At 53.7% G+C, this 18,272-nt stretch carries 18 protein-coding genes; 3 read left to right on the top strand and 15 right to left on the bottom strand.

All coding sequences use genetic code 11. The annotated features are described in order from the left end of the window. Nucleotides 1–68: 68 nt before the first annotated feature. From HH215_RS27330 to HH215_RS27310, 5 genes are all read right to left on the bottom strand, one after another. Nucleotides 69–1,097 (bottom strand): zinc-dependent alcohol dehydrogenase, encoded by a 1,029-nt coding sequence (locus tag HH215_RS27330; RefSeq protein ID WP_169282762.1) that lies wholly within the window; start codon nucleotides 1,095–1,097, stop codon nucleotides 69–71. Nucleotides 1,098–1,141: 44 nt separating this feature from the next. Continuing rightward, nucleotides 1,142–1,792 (bottom strand): GntR family transcriptional regulator, encoded by a 651-nt coding sequence (locus tag HH215_RS27325; protein ID WP_169282761.1) that lies wholly within the window; start codon nucleotides 1,790–1,792, stop codon nucleotides 1,142–1,144. A 37-nt stretch (nucleotides 1,793–1,829) separates the two neighbouring features. Next, on the bottom strand, nucleotides 1,830–3,200 hold the full coding sequence (locus HH215_RS27320; protein ID WP_169282760.1) for a four-carbon acid sugar kinase family protein: 1,371 nt from the start codon (nucleotides 3,198–3,200) through the stop codon (nucleotides 1,830–1,832). 27 nt (nucleotides 3,201–3,227) lie between these two features. Continuing rightward, nucleotides 3,228–4,490 carry a ribulose-bisphosphate carboxylase large subunit family protein gene (locus HH215_RS27315; RefSeq protein WP_169282759.1) on the bottom strand — a complete coding sequence of 421 codons (1,263 nt, stop codon included), beginning with the start codon at nucleotides 4,488–4,490 and terminating at the stop codon, nucleotides 3,228–3,230. A 282-nt stretch (nucleotides 4,491–4,772) separates the two neighbouring features. Further along, entirely contained in the window at nucleotides 4,773–6,026 is a 1,254-nt protein-coding gene (locus HH215_RS27310) for a multidrug effflux MFS transporter (RefSeq protein WP_169282758.1), read from the bottom strand. 221 nt (nucleotides 6,027–6,247) lie between these two features. Between HH215_RS27310 and HH215_RS27305 the strand changes: the two genes are divergently transcribed. From HH215_RS27305 to HH215_RS27295, 3 genes are all read left to right on the top strand, one after another. After that, nucleotides 6,248–7,402, top strand: coding sequence for a ParB/RepB/Spo0J family partition protein (locus HH215_RS27305; RefSeq protein ID WP_169282757.1), 1,155 nt, complete (start codon nucleotides 6,248–6,250; stop codon nucleotides 7,400–7,402). A 178-nt stretch (nucleotides 7,403–7,580) separates the two neighbouring features. Continuing rightward, nucleotides 7,581–8,045, top strand: coding sequence for a hypothetical protein (locus HH215_RS27300; RefSeq protein ID WP_169282756.1), 465 nt, complete (start codon nucleotides 7,581–7,583; stop codon nucleotides 8,043–8,045). A 118-nt stretch (nucleotides 8,046–8,163) separates the two neighbouring features. Next, nucleotides 8,164–9,423 carry an MDR family MFS transporter gene (locus tag HH215_RS27295; RefSeq protein ID WP_169282755.1) on the top strand — a complete coding sequence of 420 codons (1,260 nt, stop codon included), beginning with the start codon at nucleotides 8,164–8,166 and terminating at the stop codon, nucleotides 9,421–9,423. Between the two features lie 653 nt (nucleotides 9,424–10,076). Here HH215_RS27295 and HH215_RS27290 read toward each other — a convergent pair. From HH215_RS27290 to HH215_RS27245, 10 genes are all read right to left on the bottom strand, one after another. After that, the gene (locus HH215_RS27290) at nucleotides 10,077–10,529 is read right to left on the bottom strand and encodes a hypothetical protein (protein WP_169282754.1); all 453 of its coding nucleotides are present in this window, start codon (nucleotides 10,527–10,529) and stop codon (nucleotides 10,077–10,079) included. A gap of 46 nt (nucleotides 10,530–10,575) precedes the next feature. Then, nucleotides 10,576–11,484: an ABC transporter ATP-binding protein gene (locus HH215_RS27285; protein WP_169282753.1), complete on the bottom strand. Its 909-nt coding sequence runs from the start codon at nucleotides 11,482–11,484 to the stop codon at nucleotides 10,576–10,578. Then, nucleotides 11,477–12,508: an ABC transporter ATP-binding protein gene (locus HH215_RS27280; protein WP_169282752.1), complete on the bottom strand. Its 1,032-nt coding sequence runs from the start codon at nucleotides 12,506–12,508 to the stop codon at nucleotides 11,477–11,479. The genes HH215_RS27285 and HH215_RS27280 overlap by 8 nt, the downstream gene beginning before the upstream one ends. Before the next feature lie 44 nt (nucleotides 12,509–12,552). Further along, nucleotides 12,553–13,398 (bottom strand): ABC transporter permease, encoded by an 846-nt coding sequence (locus tag HH215_RS27275; RefSeq protein WP_169282751.1) that lies wholly within the window; start codon nucleotides 13,396–13,398, stop codon nucleotides 12,553–12,555. Between the two features lie 4 nt (nucleotides 13,399–13,402). Then, a complete protein-coding gene (locus tag HH215_RS27270) occupies nucleotides 13,403–14,353 on the bottom strand; it encodes an ABC transporter permease (protein WP_169282750.1) in 951 nt (316 codons plus the stop codon). A 72-nt stretch (nucleotides 14,354–14,425) separates the two neighbouring features. Then, the gene (locus HH215_RS27265) at nucleotides 14,426–16,057 is read right to left on the bottom strand and encodes an ABC transporter substrate-binding protein (protein ID WP_169282749.1); all 1,632 of its coding nucleotides are present in this window, start codon (nucleotides 16,055–16,057) and stop codon (nucleotides 14,426–14,428) included. Nucleotides 16,058–16,178: 121 nt separating this feature from the next. Next, nucleotides 16,179–16,616, bottom strand: coding sequence for a peptidylprolyl isomerase (locus HH215_RS27260; protein WP_169282748.1), 438 nt, complete (start codon nucleotides 16,614–16,616; stop codon nucleotides 16,179–16,181). Between the two features lie 45 nt (nucleotides 16,617–16,661). Then, complete coding sequence (locus HH215_RS27255; protein ID WP_169282747.1) at nucleotides 16,662–16,859, bottom strand: hypothetical protein; 198 nt, start codon at nucleotides 16,857–16,859, stop codon at nucleotides 16,662–16,664. A gap of 29 nt (nucleotides 16,860–16,888) precedes the next feature. Further along, complete coding sequence (locus HH215_RS27250; protein ID WP_169282746.1) at nucleotides 16,889–17,032, bottom strand: hypothetical protein; 144 nt, start codon at nucleotides 17,030–17,032, stop codon at nucleotides 16,889–16,891. Continuing rightward, nucleotides 17,025–18,248 carry an MFS transporter gene (locus tag HH215_RS27245; RefSeq protein ID WP_169282745.1) on the bottom strand — a complete coding sequence of 408 codons (1,224 nt, stop codon included), beginning with the start codon at nucleotides 18,246–18,248 and terminating at the stop codon, nucleotides 17,025–17,027. Before HH215_RS27245 ends, HH215_RS27250 begins: the two co-directional genes overlap by 8 nt. Between the last annotated feature and the right edge of the window lie 24 nt (nucleotides 18,249–18,272).

The raw sequence follows: 18,272 nt of genomic DNA, 5'->3' as shown, positions 1-18,272 counted from the left end.
AATAAATTGCGATAAGGATTGTCCGGCCTCACTACGCTTCGGCGTGAAGCCAGATTCCCTGTCTTGACTTAGTTATCGAACATGACTAGCACTTTAAGCGACTGGTCTTCTTTCTTATCTACTAAGCGGAATCCTTCCGCGGCTTGCTCGGGCGTAAGCCTGTGGGTAATAATCGCTTTCTCGTTCACGGCGCCCGCGGCGATCATATCGATCGCGGTAATCGTATCTTCGCGCGTATACGTCATGCAGCCCACGATTTCTTTCTCTTGGTTTTGAAGATTATGAATGTTGAAAGTTTGGTCTCCCTGGAACATCGCGATCGTAACGACACGTCCGCCTTTGCGAAGCAGCGCCAACGATTGATCCACGATTCCCGGGACTCCCGCCGCGATAAGAACCTTGTCGAAGTTGCCCCCGATAAGCGCTTTCGCATCCTGCATCCATTCTTTATTGTTCATGATGTTGAGCGAATGGGTTGCTCCCATGCTCATCGCGCTCTCTAACGCGTAATCCATCACGTCCGTGACCAACAGCGTCGTGGCGCCAGCCGCCTTAGCTGCAGCCATGGCAAGCAGCCCGATCGGACCTGCGCCTAATATCGCAACCTTGTCGCCAACTCCGATGCCTGCTTTGCGAACAGCATGGACACCGACGGCAAACGGCTCGACTAACGCGCCTTGCTCGTAATCCATTCCGTCCGGCAGCTTGAATACCGTCTGTTCGGGAGCGGCGAAATACTCCGCCATCGCCCCGTACCAAGATCCAATTCCCGGAGCGCCCCGTTTCTCGCAGTAATTTACGTTTCCGGTCAAGCAATACTCGCAAGAGCCGCATCCGGTTTGCGGTTCAACCGTAACCCGATCGCCCGGTTGGAACTTCGCGACGGCGGGTCCAACCTTGACGACTTCGCCGGAAAGCTCGTGTCCGATAATAACCGGTGGTTTCCGGAACGGATGAAGCCCCTTATAAGTGTGAATATCAGACCCGCAAATACCGGCCGCTTTCACTTTGATCAACACTTCATTGTCGCCTAACTCAGGCATGTCCACTTCTTTGACGATAACTTCGTAAGCATCTTGCACATATACCGCTTTCATTGTTGATCTCTCCGTTCTGTCTGATCCTGTTGTGTATATTCACGCTATATAAACAGCTTGCTCTTGGAATGTTGAAGATGGTCTCGCATCTTAGCGACGCACGATTCGTCGCCTTGCTTCAGCGATTCGTATATGCCGACATGATCCTGCAAGAAGCCTACCATTCGATTCGGATCTTTCCGCAGATGGCGCAACGTAATGCGAAGCAAATGATCCTGGTAATTAAGCAGTACGCGATAGATTTCCTGATTGCCCGTAAAGCGGCAGATCAACAAATGAAATTCATGATCCGCTTTGCCGAAAGCCTTGACGTCGAGGCGTTTGACAATCTCTTCCGTCGCCCGAAGATTCGCTAATAGCAGCTCGCTTTGCTCCTCGTTCAGCTTCCCTAGAATCGATTGAATGTTGAATGATTCCAGCGCGGTTCTTAGATCGTAAATGTCGATAATCCGGTTGATAGCCAGATCGTTGATTATAATGCCTTGCTTGGAGGAAACGGTTACGAATCCTTCCGCCTCAAGACGGGTAAGCGCCGATTTGATAGGAGTTTTGCTCATCTCCAGCAGCTCGATTAGCTCCCGTTCCGATAAGAACCGTCCGGGCTCGAATCTTTCGTCAAGAATCCGTTCCTTGATTTGGTCGTAAGCGATGTCTTTTAATAAAAGTGCTGCTCCTGGGTTTCTGGAATCCTCCATCGATTGCGGTCCCCTCTCGTCTATCTCGTCTTACCCTTCATTCTAAGGCGGCGTCCCTTACTTTGGCAAAATAATCAGGGCCGCCGAACTGACCGCCTTTCAGGGCAAGCTCGATCCCGTCCATTCGTTCGTCCTGCGCATACACTCTGCACAGCGGCGCCCCGGGCGAGATAGGCAGTAGCATTTCCATTCCGTAAATCCCCATCTCGCTCGTCACGAATCCGGAGGTATCTCCGCCTGCAATGACAACCCTGCGCAGACCGGACTGCTGCATGATATGCTTCGTCCACCGTCCAAGCTGTCGGCCGATATGCTCTCCCACTTGCGATGGGGCGATACCTTCATCGGAAATCCGCTTCCGGGTTTCGGAGATCGCTTCGTCTTCAGGCCCAAGCGCCGTATAGAGCACGACGCTTTCCCCGGAGTTCAGCAGCCGGATAGCTTGCTCTAACATTTCCTGCGGTAAGCTGCCTCCGTCAGCGAGAGACACGGGCGAAATCCGGATGCCATGGAACCCTTGCTCCATAGCGGTTTCAATCTGGCGCTGACTCACGGGGGATGCGCTGCCAGATACCGCCAGAATTCGGTCGGACGGCGAGATTGAAGCCGTCTTTGGTTGCGAATGTCCGGAGGATGCGATGCCCGCTTTCTCCCAGAACGCCGTCAGAGCATATTCCACGCCGGAAGATCCGACCACGAACCGCTCCCCTTCCTCCGCCGCTTCCCAGATAAGTCTGCCGCTCAACGCTAGTCTAGCCTCATCCAGTACGTCGAACAGTATAACCGCCGGCTCCTCTTTCCGTTTCTCGCGGAAACGCTTGCCTACTTGTTCAGGCTCGCCTTCCAATTCGAGAATATTCATCAAGCCGATCTCTTCGTCGAGTTGCATTCTAAGATGATAGCGGAGATCGGCTTCATGCATCGGAGTAACCGGATGGCGAGACATAACCGGATGGCGGTCCAAGCGGAATATTTCTCCGTTCATCCGGGCAAAATGCTGTCCGAAGAGCGTATACCTGCCGAGAGCCGGAGCACCGACGAGCAAAGAAACCGTCTTCTGACCCGGGAACAACTCCCTGGACGTTCGAATCGCTTCCCCGATACTGCCTACTTCCGGCGCCGAGTCGAAAGTGGAACAAGTTTTATAATGAACGACCGGCGCGTCGAGTCGAGAAAGACGCTCCATGATCGGTTTGATCTCCTTCGTCATTTCGGCAGGCGATTTCGCCCTGCTTGTCCCCGCAACGCCCACGCACCGAATGCCTTCGAACCGTTGAAGCATATCCTGCGTCGGTGCTTCAAGGAACAGTACCGTTCGGTATCCGCTTCGGGCCAGCGCTTCCATGGCATCGGTGGATCCCGTAAAATCATCGCCGTAGAACGCGAGCAGAAGTTGATTTTTTTTCATGGTGTCTATACCTCCAAGCAGTTCATGCTATTTATCTCCGAATACGCGTATCGCTTCTTGAAGCTCCGAATGGGTTTCGGCATACTTAGCCAACTCGATCTCCCGTACCGCCGCTTCCCATCCTAACTGCATGCTTCGAACGCCTTCGGCTAATCCTCCGGGATGGGCGAGTATTCCTCCCCCGGCTAGGTGAATCACATCCAGCGTACGCGTCTCCCGATAAGTCGGGATCGCGCTTCCAGCCCATTGCGCCGAAGACAGTACGGGCATCGCCCCGTATCCCCCGAACATCGGCTTGAGACAATCGAGAATCGACCGGACAACCGAATCGTTGCTTTCTGCAAACTTGCTATTCAATCCGTTCGTGTGGAGATGATCTACCCCCGCTAGTCGGCAAAGCTTCTGATAAGCGGTGAAGCTCATTCCCAGCAAAGGGCTTCTCGTCATGGCGCCCCACTGAGTGCGGTGGCCGTGGATTGGCAGTTCGGTATAACCGCGAAGATGCGATACTGCCGCGAATCCAATACTATTCACGCATACCATGACACAAGTTCCGCCAGCTTGAAGGACCGTATCGTGATTTCGTTTCATCTCGTCGATGTCGCCGGTGATATTGAAGGCGTACATCAGTTTCTTGCCGGTTCTATCCGCCGCCTTGTCGATTTCGTTCATTACCGTATTCACTCGTTGTTCGAAAGGAGCGTATGGAGGGTTCGCGCATAACTCGTCGTCCTTGATAAAATCAAGCCCCGCTTCCGCTAGCCCGCGGACAAGCGGTCCGTACTCCTCCAAGGGAAGTCCGATACTTGGCTTGACGATCGTTCCGATCAGCGGACGATCGAACACTCCTGCCAATCTTCGGGTTCCTTGTATTCCGAACTTCGGCCCGGGATATTTAGCGGCAAAAGCTTCCGGAAGTTCCAAATCTAAAAGGCGCAGCCCCGAGAATTCCCGAAGCTCGTACAAATTTCCGGCGACGGTAGACAGTAGGTTCGGTAAGGATGGCCCGAAATTATGAAGCGGAAAGCTTAGCTTCACCACCGCTCTCCTGTAGACAGGTTTATCCATGTCGCGCGGGATATAAACGCCCGGAAGCGAAGGAGATTCCGATTCATCGAGCGGCTCGATTCCAACCACTCTCGCACCGTGGCGCGCTTTGAGCTGCGGCGTCTCTCCGGGCACCGAGATGAACGTACCCGTCGATTGCTCACCCGCCATCGTTTCGGCGGCTTTCTCTACAGGATAAGGCGTCTCTATGAGATAGATAGCTAGCACTTCATCGTTTTTCAATTCGCTCTCCCCCTTTCCCGGCTTTCCAAGCACCCGCTCTTCGTTGCTGGGAAATTCAAGATCGATCGTTTTTCTATGGTTTATCTTAGATCTATCATAGATCTATGTTGGATCTATTTGATATCTATATTATGTTGAGCGCTTTCAATTGTCAACACGTTTTGCGCGATTAGCCGAATGACATTTTATCCCTGAGTGAATGAAGCACTACCGCCAAAACTATAACAAAAACCGTCAGGAGGTGTTCTCCCTGACGGTTTTTCCCAACTTACTCTCGTACTTCTATGCTTCCAATGATGTCTGAGGTTTAGCGAATTCATATCTACGTATCATTACAAAATAACAAACGATAGCCGCGATATCCGTCACCGCGATAATAATCCCCATCGGCAAAGCATTCGTGCTCCCCGCGATCCCGACGATCGGTGCAACAGCGCCTCCAAGCAGGAATGACAACAACCCTAGAAGCGCCGATGCGCTTCCCGCCGTATGGCCGTGATTGCGCATCGCTAGCGAGAATCCGGTCGCGCTCACGATTCCTACGCTGGATACAACGAAGAATAACGGAATAAGCAGCGCGATTAACCCGGTTGATGCAACGATCATGGCCAGCAACAAGCTTCCGCTAACGGCGGCGATGAGCAGCCCGGCCAGGAACAGCTTTTTCTCCCCTACCCGGCTAGCTAATCTCCCCGTCAGTTGACCCGCGACAATGATTCCGACACCGTTAATCGCGAAGAAAACGCTGAACATCTGGGGCGATACCCCGTATATATTTTGCAGAACGAATGGCGAACCTGCAATATACGCGAACATGGCAGCCGACACGAGAGCTTGGGCGAGCGCATATCCCATGAACGACCTATCGCGAAGCAGACGACGGAAAGTCGCGATCGTTTCTCTCAGGCCGCCCGTCATTCTCCTATCCGCAGGCAGCGTTTCCGGCAAACCGAACGATACCGCGAGCAGAGTAAGCACGCCCCATCCCGCCAAAACAATGAACAATCCTGCCCATGGCATAACCTTTAACAACTGTCCTCCTACGACTGGCGAGAAAATGGGAGCCGCCCCGTTCACCAGCATAAGCATGGCGAAGAACCTCGTCAGCTCCGGCCCCGAATACATATCCCGCACGACCGCCCTCGAGATGACGATACCGGCGGAACCGGCCAGACCTTGAACGAACCGAAGAGCGACGAGCGCTTCGATAGACGGGCTGAAGGCACACAGAACGGACGCGACGGCGTACATCAATAATCCGATCAACAACGGCAGCCGTCGACCGTGAATATCGCTTAAAGCTCCGGCGAACAGTTGTCCGACCGACAGTCCGATCATGCACGCCGTCAGACTTAGCTGAGCATAAGACGAGGTTGTATTCATATTATCGGCAAGCTCGGGCAAAGCCGGCAAATATAGATCAAGCGATAGCGGACCGAAAGCCGAGAGCGACCCTAACAAGACGATCAACCATATTAGACCGGATTTCTTCGCGCCCGTTCTCCCGATCGCGAGCGATTGTTGACTTTGATTCATTGTGCACCTCTTTGTTTCTCATCATCCCCCTATCATAGTACGAAAAGAATACCGCCGTCGATGACCAATTCCTCCCCCGTCATGAATTAGACTTAGATAAAGTATGCCGTTCGAAGTACCGGTTTCGCGACCCTTTGTTCCCAGGAATCAATCCCTGTTATATAATACATATGTTCCCATCAGCGCATCCTTTAACGACCTTAACCGATAGGAGACCACGCATGGACATTATTCAAATTCCTACGCATCTAATCGATGAAGATAAAGAACAACCGAGATATCAGTTCGACGAGGAGGCTCTTCAAGAACTAATGGACAGCATCGGGGAGCTCGGTTTACTGTCCCCGATTAAAGTCAGAACGACGAATGACGGCCGTTATAAGATTATTTACGGGAATCGACGCTATAAGGCTTGCTCCGCTCTTAAGCTTCCAACGATACCTTGCATTGTTTCCAACGTTACGGACGAGATGGAAATTTACCTGGAGCAAATCGCGGAAAATCTTACCCGACAAGGTTTCTCGCCGATCGAAGAAGCGGAGGCTTTCAACAAGCTGTTGAACGATCCGAAATTCAGCAGCTCCATCAAATACTTGTCCAGTAAACTCGGCAAACCCGAAAATTACATCAAGAACAAATTGGATCTGCTCAAGTTCAGCAACGCCGTAAGATCGCTGATCGTATACGGCACGGAAATCAAAAAAGGCAAACTAACCGAGGATCAACTGATGCCCCTCAAGGATCTATCGATGGAGTATCGCGATTCGCTCGCCTTAATCATGGCCGAAGACGAAATGTCCGTGCCCGACGTTAAACGGATCGCTCGCTTGTTCAAAGACAAGGAGGTCTCGGACGGCACGAAAGGCAAGCTGCTGTTCAAGACGGGACCGCAGTTGCTCGAAACCTGGTCATCGTTCGAGCAGACCAAGAAGGAACGTGCCAAGAACGCCGAGCTTAAAGAAGAAGCTTCCGCCGATAACCTGACCGCAACGATATCCGGCTCGTCCTCTTCCGTCCACGCTCCGCTTACCGGACAGACAAGCGGCGAAGAGAGGACAGCGGACTCGGCGGGTCGGGAAAGGGCAAGAGCGGCGCACGAGGAAGCTCGTTCCGCCGCGGCATCCGCTATATCCGAAGTTTTCTCCGATTCTTCCGCGGAACAGGACCAAGCTCCCGATAGCTATATCGAAAGTTTGTTGAACCTGTTGCTCGCGACGCTCCCTGCGCCTAGCGCACTTTCCGCTAAAGATCTGCCCATGCTTGAAGGCGTCGAACGGAAACAGTTCGTACAGGACGTCGACACGCTCATCGGCGATCTGGAGAAGCATCTGACGGAATGGCGCTCCGTTAAGGACATGCTGACGGTAAGAAACTAGAATAGAGCAACCGCATCCGCAAGATGCATAAAATAACGGGGACATACTTGGGTATGTCTCCGTTATTTGCGTTGGTAAGCGATCGTCTCCCCCTCTTCGATACATAATTAATGAACGTACCTAGTACAAGCTTTAGGATTGCGCATAAAATGTTACGAACGATTGGGAGGTGACTAAATTGTCAATTCAATTTTTGGACGAGCGGCTATCGATCCACCGCAGCGATAGTTCGGGAACGGAGATTTTGACGGCCACGCCTTTATTTATCGGCGACATCGGGCTTCAGGTACTCGCAGCGATTCCTGCCGGCAATGCGGCGAACGTTCGCGTGGCCTTGAACGGGATCGTCGGGATACAGACGGATATCGGCGTCTTCGCCACGATCAATTTAACTGTGGAACGCAATAGTACCGGAGTCGCGGGTACCGGCGTGACGATTTTGACGGAGTCCTATTCAACGGAAGGCGTTGCTTCATTCCCTCCGATCAGCGTCAGCGCCGGAGACTTCCCGCCCGCAAGCGCGGTGTTGGCCGGTCAAATTCGTTATACGTTGTTCATCAGCGTTACCGATACCGAATCATCTCTTGGCCTTAAGGGACCGGTCGTCTTTAACGGTTCCGCTTCGGCAGGGGTAACGACATAAATCGGAAATAAAATCGGGAAGATGCGAATTTGCCAATGATCGTTGCTTGTCCGGGATCGGGGTTGGCAGTATGATGGGGGGATAGCTCGGAGAGAACGCAACTAGAGGTCATATCATCATGAAAATCAGAGACTGGGATATCAACTTAAAAATCAGGCTCGCCGGAGAAGCTTCATTCAACATTATCCTGTGGGCTTTCTTCCCCTTCTTGTCCATCTACTTCGCCGAATCGTTCGGCAAAGGGTGGGCGGGAATATTACTTATGCTATCGCAAGCGTTATCCGTCATCGCTAATCTGTTCGGCGGTTATTGCGCGGATCGGTTCGGACGGAAACGAATGATGGTCATCGCGGCATCCGGGCAAGCCGTCGGCTACGGGATCTTCGCGCTGGCCTCTTCGCCATGGCTGCCAGCTCCGATTCTAGGGTTCGTCGGATTTAGCTTAGCCAGCATGTTCTCCTCCATTTATTACCCCGCAAGCCAGGCGATGGTCGCGGACGTCGTACCGGAGGAGCACCGGGCAGGCGTATTCGCTATCTTCTATACGACGGCTAACATCGCGGTCGTGATCGGTCCGCTCATCGGTTCGGCACTCTATCTAAGTTATCCGTTCATCGTATTATCGGCGGCTTCGGTCATCTGCACCGCTCTTGCCACGGTACTCAGCGGGCGCGTACGGGAGACGTTGCCGAGTCACGTCGCCGAGCGAGTGCGGCAGAAACCCAACGAGCCGTGGCACCGTTTCTTGACGGATCAGTTGCGCGACTACAAGGTCATCATTTCGGACAAAGTATTCCTGCTCTTCATTATCGCGGGCGTCCTAATGTCCCAGACCTTTATGCAGCTTGATCTGCTGTTCCCCGTTTTCTTGAAGGAAACCGTACCTTTAACGACTCTGTTCTCCTACGGAGACTGGAGCTGGCAATTGACCGGGGAGAAATTGTTCGGGATCATCGTCTCGGAGAACGGGCTGCTCGTCGCGCTGTTCACCGTAATCGTGACCAAGTGGATGCTCGGTTACCGGGATCGATACGTATTCATCGGAGGAGCGCTATTCTACGGGTTAGGGATATGGATGTTCGGCCAAATGTCCACGTTCTGGGGCTTCACGGCGGCGATCGTCGTATTCACCTTGGCCGAGCTCATGTCCGCGGGACCGCATCAAGCTTTCGTCTCGCGATTGGCGCCGGAGCATATGCGCGGCCAATACTTCGCGGCATCAAGTCTGCGCTTCACGCTCGGACGCACCATCGCGCCGATGTCCATCCCGCTCAGCAGTTGGATCGGCTTCCAGTGGACTTTTGCCATTCTGGCGGGAATCTCGGTATTGTCCGCCGTGCTGTTCAACATGATGTTCAACCGGTACGATCGTCAATAGGCTTACAAAGGCAGCACCGCACGCGTGAGTAGGATCGTATGGCGGTTACTGCTTAGATCGACTTCTTTTAGAGAGTATTATTAGGCACTTTTTTAATCTGCATCGCCGTAGTCATCATCCAATCTCACACTAATGAATATTCTCCGTGGATCGTTAGCCAACTTTCGTCAGCTGTAAGGTACTCTCAGTGCGCTTCCCGGATCGTTAGCCGACTTTCGGCAGCTGTAAGGTACTCTCAGTGCGCTTCCCGGATCGTTAGCCAACTTTCGGCAGCTGTAAGGTACTCTCAGAGCATTTCGCGTTTCGTTAGCCAACCTTCGGCGGGTGTAAGATACTCTCAGTGCGCTTCCCGGATCGTTAGCCGACTTTCGGCAGCTGTAAGGTACTCTCAGTGCGCTTCCCGGATCGTTAGCCGACTTTCGGCAGCTGTAAGGTACTCTCAGTGCGCTTCCCGGATCGTCAGCCAACCTTCGGAGGGTGTAAGGTTCTCTTTGTGCTCTAATGGATTTGCCGTGGAGCTTTGCGACTAAGTTCAGCTCATCGAAAACTGGGGAGGCCTGAGTTGTAACCGAACGGCGACCCGAAACCTGAAAGAAGGCCAAGCTATGAGGTATCCCCTCCTGCTCGGCCTTCTTTCATAAGCTTCCGTTCCCTTACCGCTGGATCGGTTCGATCCTGTACGTCGCAACGTCCCGCGAGGAAGGTCCGTCTTCGCCTTCCGCATGCACGGCCCAGCCGTACGACAGAACGGACTCCACTAGCGCTTTCTCGTCCAACGTTAGGGAGGCATGCACCGCTTCCCGCCCTTCTTCGAGAAGCAGTTCCGGCTCACGTCCGAAGCGGACCAAGATCCAGCTTCGAATACCGCGCACGGTATTGTACTTGATTCGATATCCTTGCGTTACGGCCGCTTCGAACGTTGCGGGCTCTTCGTTCGCGAACGAAGTCAGCGTCTCGTACTTGAAATGAAAATCGCTCTCGTCTTCCGGAAGCTCGCCTTCCCGAACGCGACGGATCAACTCTTCGTTCGTCCAGCCTTGTCCGCGCAATGATTCCAGCATCAGAGCATCCCATTGCGACAGCTTCACTCTATCCGTTATCCCCATAGCTCAGAGCAACTCCTTTTTTTTGAAAATAACTCTTACCCCGACCCTAATGATCCGCGACGAAATGCCCCGGGCTCGCTTCGCGCAGCTCTCCGCCCGATTCGAAATCCATCGCGCCTTTGTCCCAAGCGATCCTCTGGCTGGTTGCACGCGGATCCGGCACCGGTATAGCCGACAGAAGCGTGCGCGTATAGGGATGCAGAGGGTTGTCGTACAATTCGTCGCTATCCGCGACTTCCACGAGCTTCCCGTCCCGCATGACGCCGATCCGGTCGGATATATGCCGCACCATGGACAAGTCGTGCGCGATGAACAAATACGTAAGCCCGAATTCGGCCTGCAAGTCCTCGAGCATATTAACGACCTGCGCCTGAACGGACACGTCGAGCGCAGAGATCGGTTCGTCGCATACGACGAATTCCGGCCGAACGGACAGCGCTCTGGCAATAGAGATCCTCTGGCGCTGTCCTCCGCTGAACTCATGAGGATACCGGTACAGATGCTCCCGCTTCAATCCGACCTTCTCAAGCAGCGAGGATACCGCCTCCTTGCGCTCGTCTCCTTTATAGACGCCATGAATGTTCATCGGTTCCCCGATCAACTCCAGCACGTTCATGCCCGGGTTAAGCGACGAGTACGGATCTTGGAAAATCGTCTGAATTCGACTCCGATAAGGCTTGAGTTGCTTCTCGTTCAGCTTCGTCAAGTTATGGCCGTCGAAATATACCTCTCCGTCCGTGTAGTCGTAGAGCCGAATAAGACAGCGCCCGATCGTCGATTTCCCGCTTCCGGACTCCCCGACCAAGCCGAACGTCTCGCCTTGGCGAATCTGAAAGCTGACTCCGTCGACGGCCTTGAGTACTTGCGTGCTCCGTCCCCAAATGTCTTTGCCTTTACTAAAATGCTTCTGCAAATTTCGAACGTCCACGAGCACCTTGTTTTTGTTTTCACTCACCGGAAGTCCCCCTCTCCCCGGCCAATGCTTTTAGGGAATCGTCCGAAGTTGGATTCTCTCCATCCCGCAACCAACATAGCGCGCGATGCCCCTCGCCTAACTCAAACAAGGGCGGCCGCTCGACGCACTTCCCGAAGGCATGCGGGCATCGTTCGATGAACGGGCAACCCGAAGGCGGATCAATCAAATCCGGAGGCGTTCCTTCGATCGGAACGAGACGTTCGCGGGATCCGCCGCCGCGTTTCGGCACGGAACGAAGCAATCCCTGCGTATAGGGATGCCCGGGACGATAGAAGATATCTTCCACCGTCCCCTCCTCCATGATCATTCCTCCGTACATGACGATGACACGGGTACATACTTGCGCCACCACGCCCAGATCGTGGGTGATCAGAACGATGGCCATATTCGATTTATTCTTGATCTCCTTGAGAAGATCCAGAATTTGGGCTTGTATCGTAACATCGAGAGCCGTAGTCGGCTCATCGGCGAGGAGCAGCTCAGGCTGGCACGAGAGCGCCATCGCGATCATAACCCGCTGCCGCATCCCCCCGCTGAACTCGTGGGGGTACTGTCCGACGCGACGCTCCGGCTCGGAGATGCCGACTTCCCGCAGCTTGTCGATCGCTTCTTGCAGCGCTTCCTGCTTGCCGAGTCCGCGATGCCTACGGATGACTTCCGTCATCTGATCGCCGATTTTCTTAACGGGGTTAAGGGAAGTCATCGGATCTTGGAAAACCATAGCTATCCGATTGCCGCGCAGGCTTCTCCACTTTTTATCGGATAACCCGGACAAGCTCTCTCCCCGGTAGCGGATATCGCCTCCGACGATTTTGCCCGGAGGGCCGATCAAACCGAGAATCGCCTTCGCGGTTACGCTCTTGCCGCTTCCCGATTCCCCGACAATCCCGACCGTTTCCCCTGCGTCGACATGGAAGCCGACGCCTCGGACCGCTTGATTTTCCCCGTCCCGGGTATGAAACGAAACCTGTAAATCATCAACGGCAAGCAACCGCTCCGTCATGATGTCTTCACTCCTTTGCGCCATATCTGGCAACCGTCTCCGGATTATCGCTTGATCAGCTTCGGTTCGAAGCCTACGCGCAAAATATCGCCCAAGACGTTAAAGCTTAGCACCGTAAGCAAAATAAACAGGCCGGGAAACAAAGCCAAATAAGGAGCTTGAGCGATGTAACCCTGCGCGTTGTTCAGCATGCTGCCCCATGTGGCGTTCGGAGCCTGCACCCCGAATCCAAGAAAACTGAGGGAAGATTCCATCATAATCGCCGAAGCGATATTGTTCGTCGCGCCTACGATCACGACGGGCATCAGATTAGGGAGAATGTGCCGCCCGATAATGCCGAGTGCTCCTTGGCCGGACGCCTTCGCGTACAAGACGTACTCCCGTTCCTTAAGCGACATCGTTTCCGCCCTGACTATCCTTGCGATGTTCATCCACATAAGTAGGGATATGATGACGATAATGTTGCCGACGCTCGGCTTCAAGTAGACGCTGAGCAACAGCAAGATCAGAAACGAAGGAATCGACATGACGATCTCCACGAAGCGCATCAGAAGACTGTCGATGACTCCCCCGAAGTATCCGCTGACGACGCCGACGACGACGCCGATGCCTGTCGCTAGAATCATCGAGGAGAAGCCGACCATGAGCGAAACTCTTCCGCCGTACAAAGCCCGGGTGAAATAATCCCGGCCGTAATCGTCCGTACCAAACCAATGCGAGGCGCCAGGCGCCTTTAATCTATCCACCGCGTTCAGCGCGTTGGGATCGTGCGGAGACAGAAAGGCAAGCGCCGCCGCGATCGTAAAAATAAGAAGGATAACTATTCCGGCGATACCGAATCCGCTCGAGAGAAGTTCGCTCCCGACGCTTCGCCATTTACTCCGATTCATGGGGTCACCTCTTCGTTTGGATTCTCGGATCCGCGATGCCGTACAGAATGTCCGCCGCCAGGTTGCCGAAGATCAGCATCACGGAGGAGAACAGCGTAATACCCATGATTACGGGATAATCCATTCCCCGAACGGCCGTCATGCCGAGCGAACCGATACCCGGCCATGAAAATACCGTTTCCGTCACGATCGCTCCGGCGACGAGTTCACCCATCGACATCCCGAGCAATGTAATTACCGGAAGCAGGACGTGTTTCATGACGTGCCGGAACAAAACCACTCTTTTCGAAGAACCGAAAGCATACTGGATTTGCACGTAATCTTCTTTCAACTGGCCGATCGTGCTGGAACGGATATAGCGAACGTAGATCGCAAGAAAACCGAAAGCCAGCACTATGCAAGGCATAATGCCATGCTTCAGAACGTCCAGCGCGGATTCGACGCCGATCGTTCTCATGCCCATGCTCGGCAGCCAACTCAGTTTGATCGAGAAAAAATAAATCAACAGAATCGCCAGCCAGAAGAGCGGAATCGAGATTCCGACGTAAGAAAATAAATTAATTAATTTGTCTATCCAACGGTTGCGGTTTGCGCCGGCCAACAGCCCGAGCGGTATGGCGAGCAACACGGCCAGCCCGATGGACGCTCCCATCAAACCCGCGGTCGCGGGCAACCGGTCGAGGATCTGATCGAGCACGGGCTGATGGTTAACCAGCGAGTAGCCCAGGTTGCCGGACAAAGCTTCCTTGATCCATAAAAAATATTGAATGTAAGCAGGTTTGTCCAAGCCCAAATTATGGCGAATTCGCTCAATGTCCTCCGCGTGCATGTTCGGGGTCACGAACGAAAGCACGGGGTCTCCCGGCGCGAACTTGATCATGGCGAAGCAGGCGATCGATACGAAGAAGAGCATCGGGATCGTCTGCAGCAGCCGTCTGACGATAAGTTGTCTCATGCCAATACGCTCCCAGCCGTATTCGGACAAAAAAATAAGCTGGACACACCAGCTTATTTTTTCCGCCCGTACTTATTTCAGGTAAATCTTGGACAAATCTTCGAATACGACGACCGGCTTCAGGACGGCTTCTTCGGTGCCGCCGTAACGCTTGTCAAGAGCCACGATCGTCTTCGTGTAAGCAATCGGGTAGATAGCCGCGTCGTCCGCGACGATTTCTTGAATTTGCTTATAGATGCCTTCGCGTTTGGTCGCATCGCCTTCTCCGGCTCCTTGTTTGAAGAGCTCGTCGACTTGTTTGTTATCGTAATGCGAGTAGTTGGAAGAACCGTCGGAAGAGAACAGGATGCTGTACGAATCCGGATCGAAGCTCATGATGTAGCCCGTAACCGCCAGTTCGTAATCCGTCGCCTTCTGGTCGAGGAATTTAGCCACCCACGCGGACGAATCCATGCTTTGCAGCTCGACCGTCACGCCGATGTCTTTCAACTTCTGCTGCACGTAAAGCGAGATCGCTTCTTGCGCCTTGTTACCGGTTTGTACGATGAAGCGAAGCTTCAAGTTGCTGACGCCGGCCGTTTGAAGCAGCTCTTTCGCTTTCGCGACGTCGTTGTCGAAAGTCGGAACGTCGTTCGTCTGGTATAGAACGTCCGGAGTCAAGAACGACTTGGCCGGATCGGCGTAATCGAGCGACGTGTAAGCCACTTGAATCAACTCTTCGCGGTTCAGCGCGTAAGCGATCGCTTGGCGGACTTCCTTCTTGTTCAGCACGCCCGTGTCGCTCTTCTGATTAAACATCATGTAACCGAGGCGACCTTCGCTATAAGGAAGAATCTCGAAATTGTTCGTCGCTTGGATCGTCGCCACGTCTTGCGGGTCGAGATACTTCAGGTTGATCTCGCCGTTCTGCAGCGCCAGGTTGGCCGCATTAGTATCCTTCGCGACGCGATAAGTGACCGAATCGAGGTGCGGCTTGCCGCCGAAGTAGTTATCGAATCTCTCGAGCGTCAAGTACTCGCCCGTCTTATATTCTTTGAATTTGAACGGTCCGGAACCGATCGGCGCTTTGTTCTTCTCGCTCTTCTCGATATTCGTCTCGTTCTCGAAAATATGCTTCGGAATCGGGAACACTTGCACGAGAGCCGCTTCGAACGCCGGGCTCACTTGCGGAAGCTTGAATTCCACCGTCGTATCGTCGACTTTCGTCGCTTGGACCGGCTTGCCGCCGATCACGAAATTGGCGCGAAGGAAGCTATTCTGCGATTCGTCCAAAATCTTCTCGAGCGTGAACACGACGTCGTCGGCCGTCAGCTTCTCTCCGTCATGCCAAGTCAAGCCTTCCTTCAATTTCAGCGTGTACGTCAGACCGTCTTCGGATAGCGACAGGCTATCGGCCAGGTAGAACGTCTTCTGTCCGTTGTTCACTTGGAACAAAGGCGCGAACAGCGCTTGGTCGATCGTCAGGCTGACGCGGTCGCCCGCGTAGTTCGGGTTAAGCACGATCGGGTCGGAAGCGACCGCGAAGATCAGGCTTCCGCCGTCTTTCGCTTGGCCGCTCTCGGCGGGTTGCGAAGCGGACGGGGTTGTATTCGAAGCGCTCGGCGAAGGGGAAGAATTCCCGTTATTGGAGCAGGCGCTTACGACCAAGGTCAATATTGCCATGAGAATAATTCCGTACAAGCTTTTGTTTTTACGGGTACGCATAATGTGTTCCAGCCTCCATGTCTATCTATGATGTAAATAGTTTTCTATATAGTATATCGGATTACTCGGAATTGCAACTAGTATTCTAAAAAACTCGATTTCGTTTCCGTTCCGTTTACCTCTACGCGTGCTCGTCCCACACTTTGACCGACCTCATTTTATCCCCGCGCCTCAAGACGTCGACGTGCTCCATCCCCGATACGACCTGCCCGAAAACGGTATGCCAGCCGTCCAAGTAATCGAATTCGTCGTAGCAAATAAAAAATTGACAACTGCCCGTTCCCGGCCCGAAGTGCGCCATAGATACCGCTCCCCTGACGTGCTTGTGCGGATTGTCCTTCGTCTCGCACGGGATTTTGTCCGTGCCTCCGCGACCGGTTCCGTCCGGACATCCGCCCTGGGCCACGAATCCGCGCACGACCCGCTGGAAAGCCAATCCGTCGTAAAATCCGCGCGTCGCCAGCTTTTCGAAATTCGCAACCGTTCCCGGCGCGTCCCGGTCGTATAATTCGATGACGATCCGGTTTCCGTTGTCCAATTCGATCGAGCCTTTCTTCATCCGTTTAACCCCGCTGACTGCTAGGTTCTGTTCGATCCGAACAGCCTATTTATGGTATTCCTCAATTGGTCCGCCAATATGTGCTATCGTTTTCGCCGGTTGCTCCGGCGCGTAAATTTCCTGCACGTCGTCCGCCTCCAGCGGACGAAATCGCCCGTCCTCCCCGCGCAAGATTACGTCGGCTTTCGGATTCATGGCCAGCAGCAAATTGATTAGCTCTTGAACTTTAAGCGCGTTGGTCATCGTATTCCCTGCTTTCTAGTTCGTAGCGATTATACGGTGAAAAATCCCCCGTCGTATTCGGCTTCTATGCAGCCGTAGTATACAACTAACCGCACCGAAGCGCAAATCTGCGCGTCGCCCGAATGCCGAAACGCAAATCGCGAAGATAACGTGAACCGCAAGATATTATCCATTTCGAACGACTCCCCCTTCCGCTTGTTCCGATTGTCCGTCTTGACTCAGCCTAAGGGATAACGCCGGAATCGCCGAGAGTACGCATAAGACGGCAGCGGCCATGTATGCCGGTACGATACCCGCCGTATTGCTCAGGATGCCCGACGCCGAAGTACCAAGCAACAAAGCGCCCATGAATAACGGCATCATTAGCCCGTTTACCCTCCCGATCATCTCCGCCGGAATTCTCGCGATTACGTAACTGCCGACCGCGGTGTTGACGATCGCCATCATAACGCCGTTGGCGAACCGGAACGCGCCCGTCGCGACCGGCCATACCGAGAGTGCTTCAACGACGTAAGTCACCCCCATAAAAGCGACCGCCGCGGGCAACAGGTAACGCAACTTCAATAGCCCCGTGAATGCGACGGCAAGCAAAGCCCCGAGTAACAACCCAAACCCGTCCGCGGCCGCAAACCATTGTACTTTGTCCGGGGATAACCCCAACCGCTCCGTCACGATGAAGATTTCGAGCGGCTGTACCAGCCCCGCCCCCAATCCAATCAAGGAAAAGGCGAGAAACAGCCGCTTTAATTGGCTCTCCCCGCGCATGAAGCGAACGCCCTCCCGCAAATCCTCGCGAAGAGTAGAAGAGACATTCGCATCGCCCGTCTTGCCTTTGGGCAGGAACGACAAAACGGCAGCCGACAGCAAGAAGAGCAGCGTCAAGGCGATTAACGAAGCGTTCAGACCTGCCCATTGGTAGATCGCCGTCCCGGCGACTGGGCCGAGAATCAAGAACAGAGAGCTCATGCTCTGGGTAAGACCGATCGCTGCCGGTACTTGGTCTTCCGGAATGTTTTTTTTGAATATTTTAGCGGAGGAGGGCTGGGAAAATTGGCTGAGGATAGCGGACAGGAAAGCTGCGCCGTACAAGGATTGCCACGCATCTCCGGCTATTAGCGCCAGAATGACGACGATGGAAGCCGCGCTCAGCAAATCTCCCGCGATCATCGTGCGCTTCGGATTCCATCGGTCGGCGAACAGGCCGCCTACGATAGAGAAAACGAAGATCGGCGCGTATTCGACGATGGACAGCAAGGACACGGCGAATTTGTCCCCGTTCGTCTTCTCCATGACGTAGTAGAGCAGAGCCATGTTTCGGATCCAGATCGCGATTTGCTGCAGAAGATCGGATACGAATATCAATCTAAAAGTACGGTTTCTCATGAGCATGCGGGCATCCTCCGATTTAGACCG

The sequence above is a fragment of the Cohnella herbarum genome (assembly GCF_012849095.1).
In the GTDB taxonomy this organism is placed as follows: Bacteria; Bacillota; Bacilli; order Paenibacillales; family Paenibacillaceae; genus Cohnella; species Cohnella herbarum.
Note: the sequence above shows the minus strand (reverse complement) of the source record. Positions and strands in the feature narration are given on the sequence as shown.